Annotated in this window: 14 protein-coding genes and 1 pseudogene; 7 read left to right on the top strand and 8 right to left on the bottom strand. The window is 70.8% G+C overall.

Going from position 1 to position 15,677, the window contains the following annotated elements:
- Positions 1-24: 24 nt before the first annotated feature.
- Positions 25-367, bottom strand: a pseudogene (locus AC1KAT_RS06425) (Lrp/AsnC family transcriptional regulator); the annotation flags it as partial.
- Between AC1KAT_RS06425 and AC1KAT_RS06420 the strand changes: the two are divergent.
- Positions 333-953: a TfoX/Sxy family protein gene (locus tag AC1KAT_RS06420; RefSeq protein ID WP_480323916.1), complete on the top strand. Its 621-nt coding sequence runs from the start codon at positions 333-335 to the stop codon at positions 951-953. The pseudogene AC1KAT_RS06425 and the gene AC1KAT_RS06420 sit on opposite strands and share 35 nt — an antisense overlap.
- Here the strand turns inward: AC1KAT_RS06420 and AC1KAT_RS06415 are convergent.
- Complete coding sequence (locus tag AC1KAT_RS06415) at positions 877-1,236, bottom strand: DUF2917 domain-containing protein (protein WP_480323914.1); 360 nt, start codon at positions 1,234-1,236, stop codon at positions 877-879. The two genes, AC1KAT_RS06420 and AC1KAT_RS06415, sit on opposite strands and share 77 nt — an antisense overlap.
- Before the next feature lie 118 nt (positions 1,237-1,354).
- Between AC1KAT_RS06415 and AC1KAT_RS06410 the strand changes: the two genes are divergently transcribed.
- Positions 1,355-2,314 carry a LysR substrate-binding domain-containing protein gene (locus AC1KAT_RS06410; protein WP_480323912.1) on the top strand — a complete coding sequence of 320 codons (960 nt, stop codon included), beginning with the start codon at positions 1,355-1,357 and terminating at the stop codon, positions 2,312-2,314.
- An 11-nt stretch (positions 2,315-2,325) separates the two neighbouring features.
- Here AC1KAT_RS06410 and AC1KAT_RS06405 read toward each other — a convergent pair whose 3' ends face one another.
- Positions 2,326-2,898, bottom strand: a complete 573-nt coding sequence (locus tag AC1KAT_RS06405; RefSeq protein ID WP_480323910.1) for a 5-formyltetrahydrofolate cyclo-ligase — start codon at positions 2,896-2,898, stop codon at positions 2,326-2,328.
- Between the two features lie 36 nt (positions 2,899-2,934).
- Between AC1KAT_RS06405 and AC1KAT_RS06400 the strand changes: the two genes are divergently transcribed.
- The 5 genes from AC1KAT_RS06400 to AC1KAT_RS06380 all read left to right on the top strand — a co-directional run bounded on the left by AC1KAT_RS06400 (position 2,935) and on the right by AC1KAT_RS06380 (position 9,177).
- The gene (locus tag AC1KAT_RS06400; protein ID WP_480323908.1) at positions 2,935-4,998 is read left to right on the top strand and encodes a lytic transglycosylase domain-containing protein; all 2,064 of its coding nucleotides are present in this window, start codon (positions 2,935-2,937) and stop codon (positions 4,996-4,998) included.
- A gap of 29 nt (positions 4,999-5,027) precedes the next feature.
- Entirely contained in the window at positions 5,028-5,990 is a 963-nt protein-coding gene (locus tag AC1KAT_RS06395; protein ID WP_480323906.1) for a complex I NDUFA9 subunit family protein, read from the top strand.
- Between the two features lie 118 nt (positions 5,991-6,108).
- Complete coding sequence (locus AC1KAT_RS06390; RefSeq protein ID WP_480324317.1) at positions 6,109-6,789, top strand: glutathione S-transferase family protein; 681 nt, start codon at positions 6,109-6,111, stop codon at positions 6,787-6,789.
- 49 nt (positions 6,790-6,838) lie between these two features.
- A complete protein-coding gene (locus AC1KAT_RS06385; protein WP_480323904.1) occupies positions 6,839-8,080 on the top strand; it encodes a multifunctional CCA addition/repair protein in 1,242 nt (413 codons plus the stop codon).
- Positions 8,081-8,136: 56 nt separating this feature from the next.
- The gene (locus AC1KAT_RS06380) at positions 8,137-9,177 is read left to right on the top strand and encodes a LacI family DNA-binding transcriptional regulator (RefSeq protein ID WP_480323902.1); all 1,041 of its coding nucleotides are present in this window, start codon (positions 8,137-8,139) and stop codon (positions 9,175-9,177) included.
- Positions 9,178-9,247: 70 nt separating this feature from the next.
- On the opposite strand, the gene AC1KAT_RS06375 is transcribed toward AC1KAT_RS06380, so the two are convergent.
- Genes AC1KAT_RS06375 through AC1KAT_RS06355 form a run of 5 tightly spaced genes read right to left on the bottom strand, consistent with a single transcriptional unit; the run spans position 9,248 to position 15,553 of the window.
- A complete protein-coding gene (locus AC1KAT_RS06375) occupies positions 9,248-10,201 on the bottom strand; it encodes a UbiA family prenyltransferase (protein WP_480323900.1) in 954 nt (317 codons plus the stop codon).
- Between the two features lie 11 nt (positions 10,202-10,212).
- A complete protein-coding gene (locus tag AC1KAT_RS06370; protein ID WP_480323898.1) occupies positions 10,213-12,891 on the bottom strand; it encodes a PEP/pyruvate-binding domain-containing protein in 2,679 nt (892 codons plus the stop codon).
- The gene (locus AC1KAT_RS06365) at positions 12,888-13,847 is read right to left on the bottom strand and encodes an NAD-dependent epimerase/dehydratase family protein (RefSeq protein WP_480323896.1); all 960 of its coding nucleotides are present in this window, start codon (positions 13,845-13,847) and stop codon (positions 12,888-12,890) included. Before AC1KAT_RS06365 ends, AC1KAT_RS06370 begins: the two co-directional genes overlap by 4 nt.
- On the bottom strand, positions 13,847-14,509 hold the full coding sequence (locus tag AC1KAT_RS06360; RefSeq protein WP_480323894.1) for a methyltransferase family protein: 663 nt from the start codon (positions 14,507-14,509) through the stop codon (positions 13,847-13,849). Before AC1KAT_RS06360 ends, AC1KAT_RS06365 begins: the two co-directional genes overlap by 1 nt.
- 12 nt (positions 14,510-14,521) lie before the next feature.
- Positions 14,522-15,553: an AfsA-related hotdog domain-containing protein gene (locus AC1KAT_RS06355; RefSeq protein ID WP_480323892.1), complete on the bottom strand. Its 1,032-nt coding sequence runs from the start codon at positions 15,551-15,553 to the stop codon at positions 14,522-14,524.
- Positions 15,554-15,677 lie beyond the last annotated feature (124 nt).

The raw sequence follows: 15,677 nt of genomic DNA, 5'->3' as shown, positions 1-15,677 counted from the left end.
GGATTGTGCAGGAGCCCGTGTGACTCAAATCGGGCTCGGCGCCTTGGCCACCGGGTGCGAGAGCACGAGCGCGGTGGTCACGCTGCCATGCGCGGCGAGCCGGTCCACCACGCGCTCCAGGTCTTCGGGCCGGGCGAAGGCGCAGCGCACGACGAAGCAGTCTTCGCCCGGTCACGCGCACGGCGTCGAGCACCTCGGGCAAGTCCTGAAACAGCGCCACATAGCGCTGGAGGTGCTCGTGCGTCGTGCGCACCCGCACCACCGCCAGCAGGCGCAGGCCGATCGCTTCGACCTTCTTCACGCGCTCGCTCACGGCCGGCTGCGACAGCCCGATGCGCTTGCCCAGCGCCGAGAGCGGGCTGGGCGCGTGGCCGCAGGCCTGGGGCGGGGTGCAGGGCTGGCGAGGCGAGCCACCGGGCCTTCGGCCGAGCCCCCCGGGGGCCGAGGTGGCCGGTCTTCGCGGCACACTGCGGCGCATGGCTGCTTCCAATGAATTCGCTTCGCACTGTGTCGAACTGCTGTCGGCGCTCGGCCCCACGCGTTCGCGCCGCATGTTCGGCGGCTACGGTTTCTATGTGGACGATCTCTTCATCGCCCTGGTGGCCTTCGAGCGGCTGTACCTCAAGGTCGATGGCACGACCCAGCCGCGTTTCGAGGCCGCGGGCTGCGAGCCCTTCGTCTACGAAGGCGGCGGCAAGCGGGTCACGATGGGCTATTTCACCGCGCCCGAGGACGCGATGGAGTCCCCGGCCCTGATGCACCCCTGGGCACGGCTGGCGATGGAAGCGGCGCTGCGGGCGCGTAACGCCAAGCCGGCGCCGAAGCCACGGGCCGCGGAGACGGCCCCGGTCAAGAAGGCGACGCGCCAGCCGGCCCTCAAAGCGCCGGCGACAACCCCGGCGCGAAAGCCCGCCGCGAAGAAAACCGCCGCCGCAGCCAAGCGCCGGGCGTGACCGGCACGCAGGCCGCCGGCGGCACCAGCAGCTGAAAGCGCGCCGCGCCCCAGCCTTCGAGCACCCAGGTGCTGCCGGCCTCGAGCGCCCAGCTGTCGCCGGCACTCAGCCACACGTCGTGCGACGGGGCCTGCACCGTGCCATCGCGCGTCAGCCACACGCGGCCTTCGAGCACGTGGATCTCGCGCCGCCCCGGCCCGACGGTCAGGCGCAGGGCCTGGCCCTCGGCGAGCGGCCAGTGGGCGGTGGACTGTTGCGAATCGGTCATCGAAGCGTGGGGCATGGCGAACCTCGGCGGGCAGGTGATCCAGCAGGTATTTCGGATCGGATGTGCTGGAGAATAGGCAGCCGTCGCCACCCCGTCCAATGACTTGCCAGCCGGGCATTGATTCCACCAGCGCATGAATACGATCCGCCGCCGCCCGCTGTCCGTCGGGCCGATCCGCGCCTTCGAGGCCGTGGCCCGGCACCTGAGCTTTCGCGCCGCCGCCGACGACCTGCACCTCACGCAGTCGGCCGTCAGCCGGCAGATCCAGGCACTCGAAGAAGAACTCGGCGCGGTGCTGTTTCTGCGCGGCACGCGCAAGGTCGAGCTGACCAGCGCCGGCGTCTCGCTGCTGCGCGCCGTGGCGCCCTCGCTCGACCGCATCGACGCGGCGGTGCGGCAACTGCGCCAGGCACGCGGGCGGCGGGTGGTGAGCGTCAGCACCTTCGCGTCGTTCTCGACGCTGTGGCTGATCCCGCGGCTCGAAGCCTTCCAGCGCGAGCACCCGCAGATCGACATCCGCGTCAGCGCGAACGACAACTTCGTGGACCCGGACGGCGGCGAGACCGCCGAGGTGGACATCGCGCTGCGCTACTGCCGCCCGCGCGACTGCCCGCCGCACGCCGTGCGCCTGTTCGACGAACAGCTCACGCCCGTGGCCAGCCCCTGGTTGATCGAGCGCGCGCGCCGCGAGGGCCCGCCGCTGGCCCGGCCCACCGACCTGGCCGCCCACACCCTGATGGAAGAGGACAACCCGCGCGCCAGCGCCGAACACCACAGCTGGGCCAACTGGCTCGGCTCGCAGGGGCTGGCCGAGCTGCAGCCGGCGCGCTGGGTCTACTTCAACTACACGCACCAGCAGGTGCAGGCGGCGGTGGCGGGGCAGGGTGTCGCACTGGCGCGGCTGCCGATGACGGCCGACATGCTGGAGCGCCGCGAGCTGGTCGAGCTGTTTCCCGGCCGGCGCCTCGAATCGCCCTATGCCTACTGGCTGGTCAAGCCGGCACAGGCCAACCTGCCAGCCGAGGTGCAGCAGTTCTGCGACTGGATCGAAGCGCAGGCCGCGCTGACACGCACCGCGATGCAGGCGGTGTGAGCTCGCCGGGCTCAGCCCACCACGCCGCGCTCGGTGATGACGAACATCAAGGCCTGGTCGTGCGCTTCGGGCGCAAACTCGTCGGCAGCGAGGCGGCCGACCTCCCAGGCCACGCCGATCGCCGTGACGTGCGGGTGCGCGGCCAGGTAGCGGTCGTAGTAGCCGCCGCCGTAGCCGAGGCGGAAGCCGCGGTCGTTGAAGCCCACGCAGGGAACCAGCAGCACGTCGGGCACCACCAACTCGCCCTGCGCGGTCGGGATGTCGCACTCGTCGCGCAGCGTGGGCGGCGTGCCGTCCCAGCGGCGAAAGTGCATCTCGTGCGGCTGTTTGCGGGCAAAGGGCAGAGCCAGGGGGATTGCCGCGGTCTTTTCGTCGGCCTGCGCCAGGGTGGCTGCGTTAAATTCAGCACGCAAGGGCCAGTAGATGCCGAGGCAGTCCGGCCCCAGATGGGCCAGGACTTGCAAGAGATGCGCATGCAGCGCCCGCGACGCGGCATCGAACTCGGGCGACGCGGCGAACTGTCGCCGCAGGCTCAGCAGACGTTGCCGCAGCGCGGGGCGATCAGAAATGGCTTCTTGGGGCACAACCCGAGGCGGCGACATCGACAGACAGGGACCGAATTGAACAAGCTCGAATCAGTATATGGGTGGGGTTTTGCGGCGCGCCGCGTGGCAAGCCGTGTGCTCGTCGCAGGCCTTGCGGCAGCGGCCGTGTTGCCGGTGGCGGCGCAATCCAGCGGACCGTACGGCGGCAACAACGCCCTGGTGACCGATGCGCGCAACGCCTACGCCCGCCGCGACCTGCCGCGCCTGGCCTCGCTGCGCGCCAACGCCATTGCCGACAAGCACTCGCTCGCGCCCTGGGTCGATTACTGGGACTTGAGCAGCCGCCTGGCCGGTGCCAGCGTGCCCGAGGTCGAGGCCTTCTACCAGCGCTGGCCCGGCAGCTACGTCGAAGACCGCCTGCGCAACGACTGGCTGCTCGAACTGGGCCGCCGCCGGGACTGGCCGGCGATCGCCGCCGACTACCCGCGCTTTCGCATGAACGACGACCGCCAGGTCGCCTGCTACGCGCTGATGGCCGACCACCTGGCCGGCAAAGACGTGGCCGCCGCGGGCCGTGCCGCCTGGTTTGCGCAGAAAGAGGCCGACGACGGCTGCGCGCTGCTGGCGGCCACCCTCTACGCCAGCAAGCAACTGCCGGCCAGCGTGGTGTGGCGCCGCGCCCGTGTGGCCATCGACGGCAACAAGCCGCGCACCGCGCAGCAGGCCGTCGCGCTGGTCAGCCCCGGCAGCTCGGCCGAGATGGCCGAGGTCACCGACAACGCCGAGCGTTACCTCAAGCAGAAGGCCTCGCCCAACGGTCGGGTCGCGCAAGAGCTGGCCACGCTGGCGCTGATGCGCCTGGCCGCGAGCGACGCGGACACGGCCGCCTCGCTGCTGCGTGCGCGCTGGGAAGAAGCCCTGCCGCCTGAGCTGGCCGCCTGGGCCTGGGCCGCGGTGGGCAAGCAAGCCGCGATGAAGCTGTCGCCCGACGCCCCCAGCCACTACCAGCGCGCCGCGCTCTTCACCACCAAGACCTCGGCCGACATCGACTGGGCCGACGACACGCTCGCCTGGAAGGCCCGCGCCGCGCTGCGCGCCAACAACGGCCAGCCGCGTTGGCAGCAGGTGGTGCAGGCCATCAACGCCATGCAGCCGGCCGAGCAGAAAGACCCGACCTGGGTCTACTGGAAGGCCCGCGCCCTCGCTGCCCTCGCCAAGGATTCGAGCGATCCGGCCGCGCTGAAGACGCAGTCGCAAGAGATGCTGGCGTCGATTGCCGGCCAACTGCACTTCTACGGCTCGCTGGCCGCCGAAGACCTGGGCCAGCCCATCGTCGTGCCGCCCAAGCCCGAGGCGCTGAGTGCTGCCGAGCGCGACGCCGCCGCCCGCGAACCCGGCCTCGTGCGGGCGCTGATGCTCATCGGCATGGGCCTGCGCAACGAAGGCAACCGCGAATGGAACTTCACCCTGCGCGGCATGAGCGACCGCCAGCTGATCGCCGCCGCGCAAGTCGCCTGTGACCGCGAGCTGTGGGACCGCTGCATCAACACCAGCGACCGCACCAAGGCCCTGGTGGACATGGACCAGCGCTTCCCGACGCCGTTCAAGAAAGAGCTGCGCGGCACGCTGCGCGAGGTGGGGCTCGACATGGCCTACGTGTACGGCCTGATCCGCCAAGAGTCGCGCTTCATCGCCGATGCGCGTTCGGGGGTCGGCGCCTCGGGCCTGATGCAGGTGATGCCCGCCACCGCCCGCTGGACGGCCAAGAAGATCGGCCTGCCCTTCACGCAAGACATGATCACCGACCGGCAGACCAACCTGACCATCGGCGCGCACTACCTCAAGCTCGTGCTCGACGACCTGGGTGGCTCGCAGGCCATGGCCGCCGCCGCCTACAACGCCGGCCCCGGCCGCCCGCGCCGCTGGCGCGAAGGCCCGGTGCTCGAACCCGCGATCTGGGCCGAGAACATCCCCTTCAGCGAAACGCGCGACTATGTGAAGAAGGTGATGTCGAACGCCATCTTCTACACGGCGGTGCTGACCGACGCGCCGCAGGCGCCGTCGTTGAAGGCGCGGCTGGGCCGCAGCATCGGCCCGCGCGAAGGCGGCCTGCCGGCGCCCGACCGCGAACTGCCCTGACCGGCGACCCCCACTTCAAGGAACGCGCGATGGGCCACATCCTCGTGTTGGGCGGCACCGGCTTCGTCGGTCGCGCGCTGTGCGAACACCTCGTGCGTCGCCATGGCGGCGGCGGCCCGCGCCTCGTCGTGCCCACGCGGCAGCTGCACCGTGGCGCGCACCGGCTGAGCATGCTGCCGACGGTGGACGTGACCGCCGCCGACGTGCACGACGAAGCCACGCTGGCGCGGCTGGTCGATGGCGCCGAGGCGGTGGTGAACCTCGTGGCCATCTTGCATGGCAACGAGGCCGCGTTTCAGCGCACCCACGTCGAGCTGGCCCGCAAACTGGGGCGCGCCTGTGCCGCAGCGGGTGTGCCGCGGCTGGTGCACGTCAGCGCGCTGGGGGCCAGCGAGGCCGCACCGTCGATGTACCAGCGCAGCAAGGCCGCGGGCGAAGCCGCGCTGCGCGAGGCGGTGCCGCAGGCGGTGGTGCTGCGGCCGTCGGTGATGTTCGGTGCCGAAGACCGCTTCATCAACTTCTTCGCGCAGCTGCAACGTTTCGTGCCCTTCGTGCCGCTGGCGGCGGCCGAGGCGAAGTTCCAGCCCGTGTGGGTGAACGACGTCGCGCTGGGCATCGTGCATGCGCTCGACCGGCGCCCGGCCGCCGGCGGCCTTGTCGTCGAAGCGGTCGGGCCGCAGGTCTTCACGCTGCGTGAACTGGTGCAGTGCGCCGGCCGCTGGTCGGGCCACCCGCGCCCGGTGTTCGGCCTGCCCGACGCCTTGGGCCGCCTGCAGGCGCTGGCGATGGAATGCCTGCCCGGTGAGCCGATGATGTCGCGCGACAACCTCGACTCGGCCTCGGTGCCCAACGTGGCCACCGGCGAACTGCCGGGCCTCGACGCGCTGGGCGTCACGCCGACCGCCATCGACGCGGTGATGCCGGTGCTGCTGGGCGGCCGCGAAGGGCCGGCCCGGCTCGACCCGTGGCGGGCCCGCGCGCGGCGGTCCTGACTCTTTTCGCCCGGGCGCCTTGCCCTGGCGGCATCGTTGCGATGCCGCAAACGCATCGCCAGCGGGCGTGGCTTCTTCTAGCATCGCGGCCCACCCCACGACGAAGGACACCCCGGCCATGCAGCTCTACATCGGCAACAAGAACTACTCGTCCTGGTCGATGCGCCCCTGGGTGCTGATGACGCAGGTCGGCATTCCCTTCGACGAGGTCCGGCTGCGCTTCGACTCGTTCGACGCGGGCTCGCAGTTCAAGACCGCCATCGCGCAGCACAACCCGGTGGGCAAGGTGCCGGTGCTGGTCGATGACGGCTTCGCGGTGTGGGACACGCTGGCCATTGCCGAGTACCTGGCCGAGAAGTTTCCCGACAAGCGCCTGTGGCCGACGGATGTGAAGCAGCGCGCCCGCGCGCGCAGTGTGGTCGCCGAGATGCACTCGGGCTTCTCGGCCCTGCGCAACCACTTCGGCATGAACATCGAAGCCACCTTGCACGAGGTGGGCGCGCGGGTGCTGAAAGAAGAGCCGCAGGTGCGCGCCGACGTCGAACGCCTGGTGCAGATGTGGACCGAGTTGCTCGCGCAATCGGGCGGGCCCATGCTCTTTGGCGAGTTCACGATCGCCGACGCCTTCTATGCGCCGGTGGTCACGCGCTTCGTCACCTATGGCGTGCCGGTGCCGCCGGCCATCGCCGCCTACATCGAGCGCGTGCAGGCCCTGCCCAGCGTGTCCGCGTGGCGCCGCGACGCGCTGGCCGAACAAGACTTTCTGCAGTTCGAAGAGCCGCACCGCACGTCGCGCTGAACGGCGCGCTGGGGCGTGAAGCGCAGGGGCCGCACCTACACTGCGCCGCATGAAACTGTGGACGGTGGGCGGTGCGATCCGCGACGAGATGCTGGGGCGGCCGGTCAACGACCGCGACTGGGTGGCCGTGGGCGCCACGCCCGATGAACTGATCGCCGCCGGCTACCTGCCGGTGGGCAAAGACTTTCCAGTCTTCCTGCACCCGGTCACGAAAGAAGAGGTCGCGCTGGCGCGCACCGAGCGCAAGACCGCACCGGGGTACCACGGCTTCGTCTTTCACGCCGACCCGGCGGTCACGCTCGAAGAGGATCTCGCGCGCCGCGACCTCACCATCAACGCGATGGCACGCGACGAGGTCGGCACCCTGGTCGACCCCTTCCATGGCCAGCGCGACCTGCAAGACCGCGTGCTGCGCCACGTGTCACCGGCCTTTGCCGAAGACCCGGTTCGCATCCTGAGGCTGGCGCGCTTCGCCGCGCGCTTCACCGACTTCAGCGTCGCCCCCGAAACCCAGGCGCTGATGCGCCAGATGGTCGAGGCCGGTGAGGTCGATGCGCTGGTCGCCGAACGGGTGTGGCAAGAGATCTCGCGCGGTCTGATGGAAGCGCGGCCCTCGCGCATGTTCGAGGTCTTGCGTGGCTGCGGGGCGCTCGCGCGCCTGCTGCCCGAGGTGGACCGCCTGTGGGGCGTGCCGCAGCCCGAGGCGCACCACCCCGAGGTGGACACCGGCGTGCACCTGATGCTCGTGATCGACATGGCGGCCTCGCTGAACGCGCCGCTGCCCGTGCGCTTCGCGTGCCTGGGCCACGACCTGGGCAAGGGCACCACGCCGCCCGACGAGTGGCCGCGCCACATCGCACACGAGGCGCGCAGCGTGTCGCTCGTCACCGCCATGAGCGAACGCCTGCGCGTGCCGGTCGAATGCCGCGAGTTGGCCGAAGTGGTGGCGCGCGAGCACGGCAACGTGCACCGCAGCCTGTCGCTCGACGGCGCGGCCGTGATGCGTCTGCTCGAACGCTGCGACGTGTGGCGCCGCCCGCAACGCTTCTCGCAACTGCTGCTGGCCTGCGAGTGCGACGCACGCGGGCGCACCGGGCTCGAAGACCGACCCTACCCGCAACGCGCGCGCCTGCAGGCCGCGCTGGATGCGGCCCTGGCGGTGGACACGGCCCAGGTCTCGGCCGATGCGCTCGCCCAGGGTTGGAAGGGCCACGCCATCGGCGATGCGATCCGCAACGCGCGGGCGGCGGCCGTGAAGGCCTGCTGGGGCGCGTTCGACGGCGTGGTTTGATCTGCATCGCGCCGCGCAGCGGGGCACCGCCGCACGAAGCGCCGACAATCCCGCCCATGTCTGCACGCCCCAAGCCTTCGACCGTCAGCATCCGCGACGTGGCCCAGCTCGCCGGCGTGTCCCTGGGCACCGCTTCGCGGGTGATCAACAAGGTGCCGAACGTGCGCGAGGCCACGCGGCTGAAGGTCGAGGCGGCCATTGCGTCGCTGGACTACCGGCCCAACCACGCGGCGCAGTCGCTGCGCTCGCGCAGCAGCCGCACCATTGGTTGCCTCTTCGCCGATGTGGGCAACCCGCTGTACGCGCAGCTCTTTCGCGCGGCCGAAGAGCGCCTGCTGGCCGAGGGATACATGCTCTTGCTGGCCAACGGCCTGAACGACCCGCAGCGCGAGGTGGCCCTGCTCGGCATGTTCGAAAGCCGCGGCATGGACGGCCTTTTGATCGCCCCCGGCAACGAGCGCGACCCGCGCGTGCAGGCGGCGGTCGAGTCGTTGGCGATGCCGGTGGTCGTGCTCGATCGCGACCTCGCGACGCACAAGGACCAGGTGCTGTTCGACCACGAGCCCGCGATGGCGCAGGCCGTTCGCCACCTCACCGACCTGGGCCACCGCCGAATCGCCCTGGTGCTGGCGCAAACGCCCAACCGGCCGATGCGGCGCCGTGTCGAGGGCTATGAGGCGGCGCTGCGCGCGCGGGGGATCCACCGGGCGCCGCAGTGGCTGGTGCACATCGCCTCGTCCACCAGCTCGGCATTCGAGCCGGTGGCTGCGCTGCTGGCGGCCGACCCGGCCGAGCGCCCCACGGCGCTGATCGTGCAGGGCACGACCATCCTCAACGATGCGCTGAACGCCATCCAGGCGGCGGGCTTGCGCATCCCCGACGACGTGTCGGTGCTGAGCCTGGGTGACCCCACGTTCGCCCGCCACCACCTGCCCGCGATCACCACCTTGCGCATGGACCTCGAACGTGCCGCCGCCGAAAGCACGCGCCTGCTGATGGTGCGCATTCGCGGTGAGCAGGCCGAGACCCCGGTGCGCGTGCTGGTGCCGGCCGAGTTGATCGTGCGTGCGTCGTGTGCCCCACCGCGTGAGCGGTGATGAACCTGATGCCGCGTGAGCGGCGATGACCCTGCACCCGCGTGAGCGGTGACGGGAGTGATCGACCCGATCAGGCCGCGCCCAGCCCCACCGCCGCGTTCAGCACGAAGAACAAAATCATCGCGCCGCCGAACCAGGGCTTGAGCGCACGCGGCGTGGCGGCCTGCCGGTCGCGCGCGAAGCGCCACAGGCCCACCGCCGACAGCAGCAGCGACAGCCACGGCAACCAAGCCCACTCCCCCGCCGTGTGCAGCACCAGCGTGGCCTGCGCGCAGGCCGCCACCCCCAGCGCCATGCACACGAGCACCGCGCCCGTCACGCCCAGCGCCCGCGTGTAGCTCGCTTCGCCGGGCTGCAGGTGCGCGGGCCACGCGAGCTTTCGGCCGAATTCCATGTGCAGGAAGACGGCCACGTGCATCAGCACGGCGGGCCACACCGCGCCCACCGGCATGCCGCGCGCGACCAGCCACTGCAGCACCCACAGGTTCAACACCGCGCTCACCGGGAAGGTCACCACGAGGTTGAGCAGGATCGTGTCTTTGAAGCGTTGCGAGCGGCGTTCGAGCACCAGCAGCACGAGGCCGTAGCCCAGTTGCGCGGCGACCCCCAGCGCGAGCGGCGGCGACAGCCACGCGGCCAGCGCGACCACGAGCCCCGCGACGACGGTGGCGAAGCACGCGACCTCGGTCACGCCGACCGCCCCGCGCACCAGTGGCCGCTCGGGGTGGTGCTGGCGGTCGTAGGGCAGGTCCTTGATCTCGTCGATGGCGCGCAGGTAGAGCAGCACGAGAAAGAAGACCAGCGCCATCAGCGGCGCATCGCGTGGCGGCGCGACGCCGGTGCCGGCCAGCAAGGCCGCGCACAGCGAATACACCCAGCCCACCGACACCAGCGTGTAGACGAGCGGCGGGTGCGTTTCGACCGCGAAGGCGAGCAGGCGACTGAGTGGCGGGCGAGGCGAAGACACGGCGACGCGTTGTTCGGCCTCGCCCGGTGCGTGAGCACCGGGCGGAGGTGTGGGCATGGACGGCAGCCTCACGACAGCACGCACACGCTGCCCCGCCCGCCGTCGATTTCGAGCGTCGCGCCATCGGCAATGCGCGTGCACGCATCGTCCACCCCCACCACGGTCGGGATGCCGAACTTGCGCCCGGTGATCGCGGTGTGCGACAGCATGCTGCCGCGCTCGACCACGATGCCGGCCGAGGCCAGCATCAGGAAGAGCCAGCCGGGGTCGGTCTCGCGGGCGACGAGGATGCTTTGCGGCGGCAGCTCGTCCACGCTGTGCGGGTCGAGCACCACGCGTGCCGTGCCGCGCGCCACGCCCATGCTCGACCCCAGGCCGCTCAGCTCGCGCTCGTCCGAGGTGGCCGCGCGGCGCTGGCGTGTCAGCGGGTTATTGCGCAGCGCCCCATCGGTCACCAGCGTCTCGTGCACCTCGCTTTCGGCGTAGGTCGCCAGTTGCGCGCGGCGGCGCGCGACGGTGGCCTGGAAGCTCTCGTCCACGCCGGTGCCGTCGGTGAAGCCGAGCAGTTCGTCCACCGTCAGGCAGTAGACGTCGGCCCGCTGGTCGATGGCACCGCGTGCGATCAGGTGCTGCGCCTGCGCATGGAAGATGTCGCGGCAGATGCCGAACAGCTCGCTGCGGCAGTAGCGCGAGTTCTCGCGGTGCGCGATCACCTCGCGCAAGAGTTTCAGCATGCCGCGCAAGAGCGCGCGCCGCAGCGAGATGCGGCCCAGGCGCTGCGCCAGCTGCGCTTCGGCCTCGGCGCGTTTGCCCAGCTCGGCGCGGCGGCAGGCCTCGGCGTCGAGCTCGCTCTTGACGAAGCGGCGGATGCCCTTGAACAGCACGCCCGGGTCTTCGCGCAGGCTCGGGTTCTCCATCTTCAGCTCTTCCATCGAGCGGTCGCCGAAGCGCGCGATGTGCGTGTCGATGAGCGCCAGCAAGTCGGCATCGAGGGTGCGCGCGCGGTAGCGCGCCACCACCGCCGCTTCGTCGCCTTCGGCGAAGGCGGCGGCCAGCTCTGGCCGCTCGCGGATGTGCCCGGCGATGCGCAGCACCGACAGGAACACCTCGACGCTCTCGACCGTGTCGTCACCGCACAGCAGGTTGGCGAGCAAGGCCGGGTCGTCGCTGAGCTTCCAGCGCTTGAACAGCCACTCGACCAGCGCGTGCAGCGTGAAGATGTACGCGTCGTTGACCAGCGTCACGCCCCACTCGCGGCCCACGTCGCGCCACAGGCGGTGGAACTCTTCGGTCAGCGCCAGCGCGTCGGGCTTCGCGGCCAGCACCTGGCGCGACTGCGCGGCGCGCTGCGTCCACCACTGCTTGTAGTGGCGCATGCGCCGCGGCAGGCACACGAACTCGACCGCGAAGGTGCCCATCGCGCGCGCGACCTGCCAGCCCCGCGCCCAGCGGCCTTGCGGCGCCGGGGCTTCGCCGCTGTGCATGACGTACGAGGTCTTCAAGCCGACCATGTTTTCCCAGGCCTTCGCCAGCCACGGGAAGATCGGCACCATGCCGTGCAGCAGGTAGAAGGCGTTGAGCGAGTAGTGGATGCGGCCGTTGACGTAGCCGATCATGCGGTCGAGCCGGTGGTGGTTGTCGTGGAGCTGCGTGTCCGACGCGCCGGCGCGCCGGTAGATGTCGCGGAAGATCACGCGGTAGAACAACCGCGCGAGGCTGTAGGTCAGCGGGCTCGACACGCCGGGGTAGCTCTCGGTGACGTTGAGGCCGGTCCACACGCGCTTGGTGGTGTAGTCGATGGCGACCGGCCGCGCCTGCAGCAGGTGGATGCGCCCCTCGGCATCGATCGTGCCTTCGATGTCCTGCGGCCAGCCGAAGAGCTTTTCGATGCGCTCACCCATCGCGCGCAGCGTGTGGATCTCGTCGTCGCCGAGGCAGGGTGGTTCGATGCGTTCGGGCTCGACCGGCATCTCGTGCAGGCCGTGGCCTCGGGTCTCGTCGAAGCCCAGGCGGTGCGTCTTGCGCGCGAGAACGCGCTCGATGGCGCCGCTCTTGGCGTTCACGAAGTAGTGGTCCACCGGCACGGCCTCTTGCACCACGCCTTCGCCGATGCCGTGGCCGGCGACGATCAGCGTGTCGCGCGCGGCCGTGTTGGGGTTGCAGGTGAAGAGCACGAACGAGCGCTCGCCGAAGACCATGCGCTGCACGCCCACGGCCACGCTCACGTCGAGCGGGTCCATGCCCTGCGAGAGGCGGTAGGTCAGCGCCTTCTCAGAGAAGGCCGAGGCCCAGCAGTCGCGCACGCGTTCGATCACGTCGGCGCGGCGCACGTAGAGGTGCGTTTCGCTGATGCCGGCGAAGGGGTTGTCCACCGAGTCTTCGCTGTGCTCGGCCTTCGAGGCGACCATGCAGGCGCGCACCGAGACCCAGCGCGCGTCGGGCAGCTCGCGCGCCATGTGCTGGTCGATGGCCTCGCGCGTGGCGGCCGGCAAGGGCAGGGCGCGCACCAGGGCCTGCAAGGTCTTGGCGGCTTGCGCGAGGCTGGCGCGGTCGCTCACCTTCACCGGTGCGAGCGTGGCCTGCATGCGTTCGCGCTGCGGGGCCACGAGGCGGGCGAACAGGGGCGCGCCGAGGCAGAAGAAATCGGGCACGGGCAGGCCGTGCGTGCGCATCACGGCCTGGTGGGCGAACTTGCCGCCCACGGCCTCGCGCGGCATGCGTTTCGGGTCGGTATAGAAGTCGCTCATCGCGGGGCCTCCAGAGGCAGGGATTGCGCGGCGCGCCGCAGCGCGTCGAGCGGGTTCAGTCGCAGCCAGGGGGCGGGGCCGAGCCGGGCCTGCAGGCGGCTCACGTCGCCGTAGTGGTCGAGGCCGAGCAGGCTCAGGCGCTGAGCCAGTGCGCGCGTGGCGGGCACGCGTTGCAGCAGGCGCAGCAGCGCAGGAGGTGTCGGGATGCGCTTGCGCGGTGGGGCGCTGTGCAGCGCCTGCTCGATCTCGCGCAGCGACAGCGGCCGTTCGTAGCCCACGTTGAAGGCTTCGAATGCCGGCGGGGCACGTTCGGCGTCGAGCAGTTGCCGCGCACGCGCGACGAGGATGCGCGCGAAGTCGTCCACGTCGATCACCGAAAAGCGCTGCTCGCCGCTGCCGAGCGACCAGCCGCGGCGAAACAGCCGCACCAGCCCCGGCAGCACGTGGCGGTCACCGCGCCCCAGCACGAAGCGCGGGCGAAACACCTCGACGCGGCAGGCGCCGGTCTGCGCGAGCCGCTGCAGGCGCGCTTCACAGTCGGCGCGTGAGCGGGCCAGCGCGGTCGTGGGGCGCAGCGGGGCGTCTTCACGCACGCCGCGCTGAGGCCCGTCGCCATACACCGAGCACGAGCTGACGAAGAGCACCGCGCGGGTCTGCGGCCGGGCCGTGACCTGGGTGCAGAGGTGATCGATGCCTTGCGCGTTGACCGCGAAGCCGCTGCCGTCATGGTCGATTTGCTTGCTCGCGCAGTGGATGACCACGTGCGGGCCGTGCGGCCACAAGGCATCGGGCAAGGCCGTCACGTCGCCCAGGTGCGCATGCACGCCGGGCGGCAGCGCGGCGGGCGGGCTGCGGTGCAGCAGCACGTCGGCGCGCAGGCCCTGTTCGGCGATTTGCCGCAGCACCGCACTGCCAACGAAGCCGCTGGCGCCCAGCACCACCAGGTGCGGGCCCATCACCACACCCCGGGCGCGAGGCGGGCGCGGTGCGCCGCGAAGGCCTGGTACTCGGGCATGCGCAGCAGGTGGGATTCTTCGACGCGGATGCGGCGCACCAGCGCAGGCACCAGCGCCAGGCACAGCGCCGCCACCACGAACACGTTGAAGAACAGCACCGCGATGCCCACGTGCGCCAGCAGCATGCCGGTGTAGGCCGGGTGGCGCAGGTGGCGATACGGGCCGTGCGCGACGATGCCGGGGCCGCCCGGCGCCATGCCGTCGGGCGTGCGCACGCGGTGCGAGTAGCTGCGGCCCAGCGTCACGATGGCCCAGGCGCGCAGTGCGATGCCGCCGGCGAAGATGGCCAGCCCGATGGGCAGCCACGGGCCGGCTTCAGTCCACAGCGGGCTGGGTGCGAAGGCCGCGACCATCGTCAGGAAGCGCGCCGTCGCGTAGGCCTCGCAGGTGTAGTGGTCGGTGCGTGCGTCCTGGCTGGCGTCGGCCGTGGTGATGCGCCATTCGGACAGCACCCACAGCACGTAGGCCACGCCGATGGCCGGCGCCAGCCATTGGAAGACGCCGCTTCGCGCGAACGCCGTGTAGGCGGCGGTGGCGCACATCAGCGCGATGCCCGTCGAGGCGATCAGGGGGGCGAAGTGAGAGCGGTTCGGGGTGTTCATGTCAGGTGTCCTTCAGTCCGAGAGGAAGTCGCCGGTGGCGAAGCAACGGTCGAGCTGCTTGGCCTCGATGTGGATCGACAAGGGGCCCGGGTGGGTCGGGTCGATGGGGCCGAGCGTGGCCACCAGCTGCACCGGGGCGTCGAGCTCGGCGAAGTTCTTGAACGCCACTTCGATGCGGCGCAGCAGGGCCGGTGTGTCGGGCGTGCGGCGGAACTTGCCGACGATGTCGAGCGCCATCGCGCGCATGCCTTCGAGCACCAGCATCCCGGGCACGTGGTCGTTGTCGTGGTCGAAGAAGAAGAGGTTCTGCCGGTCCACGTGCAGGGTCGAGACGAAGCGGTTGCCGCTGCTGGCCACCCACAGACCGGGTTCGAGCACGGGCTGTTTCGCGGGTGTGTCCAGGCTGACCAAAAAGCCCGGGCCCAGCGGCGCAACGTCGGTCTTGGCGCCGGGGTGGCGCGCGAAGCGGCTGCGGGCGATCTCGCGCAGGCGCTGGTAGCGGTCGCGCGGCAGGATGCTCCATTGGCTCGACTGGGTGCAGATGCAGCGGTCTTGCGCATGGAAGGCGCCATCGGCCTGCGCGCTGGTCAGCTCGCCCTCGGCGTTGTGCTTTTGCTGGCTGATGGTCGCGTGGCCCCACACGGTCTCTTGCGAGCGCCAGTCCTGTGCGTCGAGCGCGGGCAGGGCCTCGAAGACCATGCGGTCGAGCACGAAGGCGTTGTCGGGCTGCACGTCGAGGTACTCGTGCGACAGCGCGATGCCGATCTGCCGGCCGATCTCGACGATCGACAGCGCCACGTCGTTGGCGTGCGAGCGCATGCCGTTGATGTAGACGTTCGACTGCGGCACGAAGGCGCCGAAGAGAAACTCGTTCGGCAGCGCGGCCGGGCTGAGCGACGTCACGTAGACGTTTTCAAGCCGGCGCTTGTGGGCCAACTCACGCGAAATGGTGTGGCGGTGGGCCACGCGGGAAATCATTTCCCGGGGCGTCGGTGTGGCCGTGGGGTTCAGGCCCATCGATCGGATGTCGGTGACAGCGTTCATGCACTCCCTCGCTTTCAAGCGTGCGATTCGAAACAACGTGCGCGGCGGCCTGCCACGTGGCCGCCGACATGCACTCGATTTGCTCCTCTCACCGCCTGACCCACGTCGGGGCCTCAGGGTATGC

The organism is Piscinibacter sp. PDB5-1 (genome assembly GCF_056676035.1).
The sequence above is the reverse complement of the archived record's forward strand: the minus strand, read 5'-3'. Positions and strand labels throughout refer to the sequence as shown.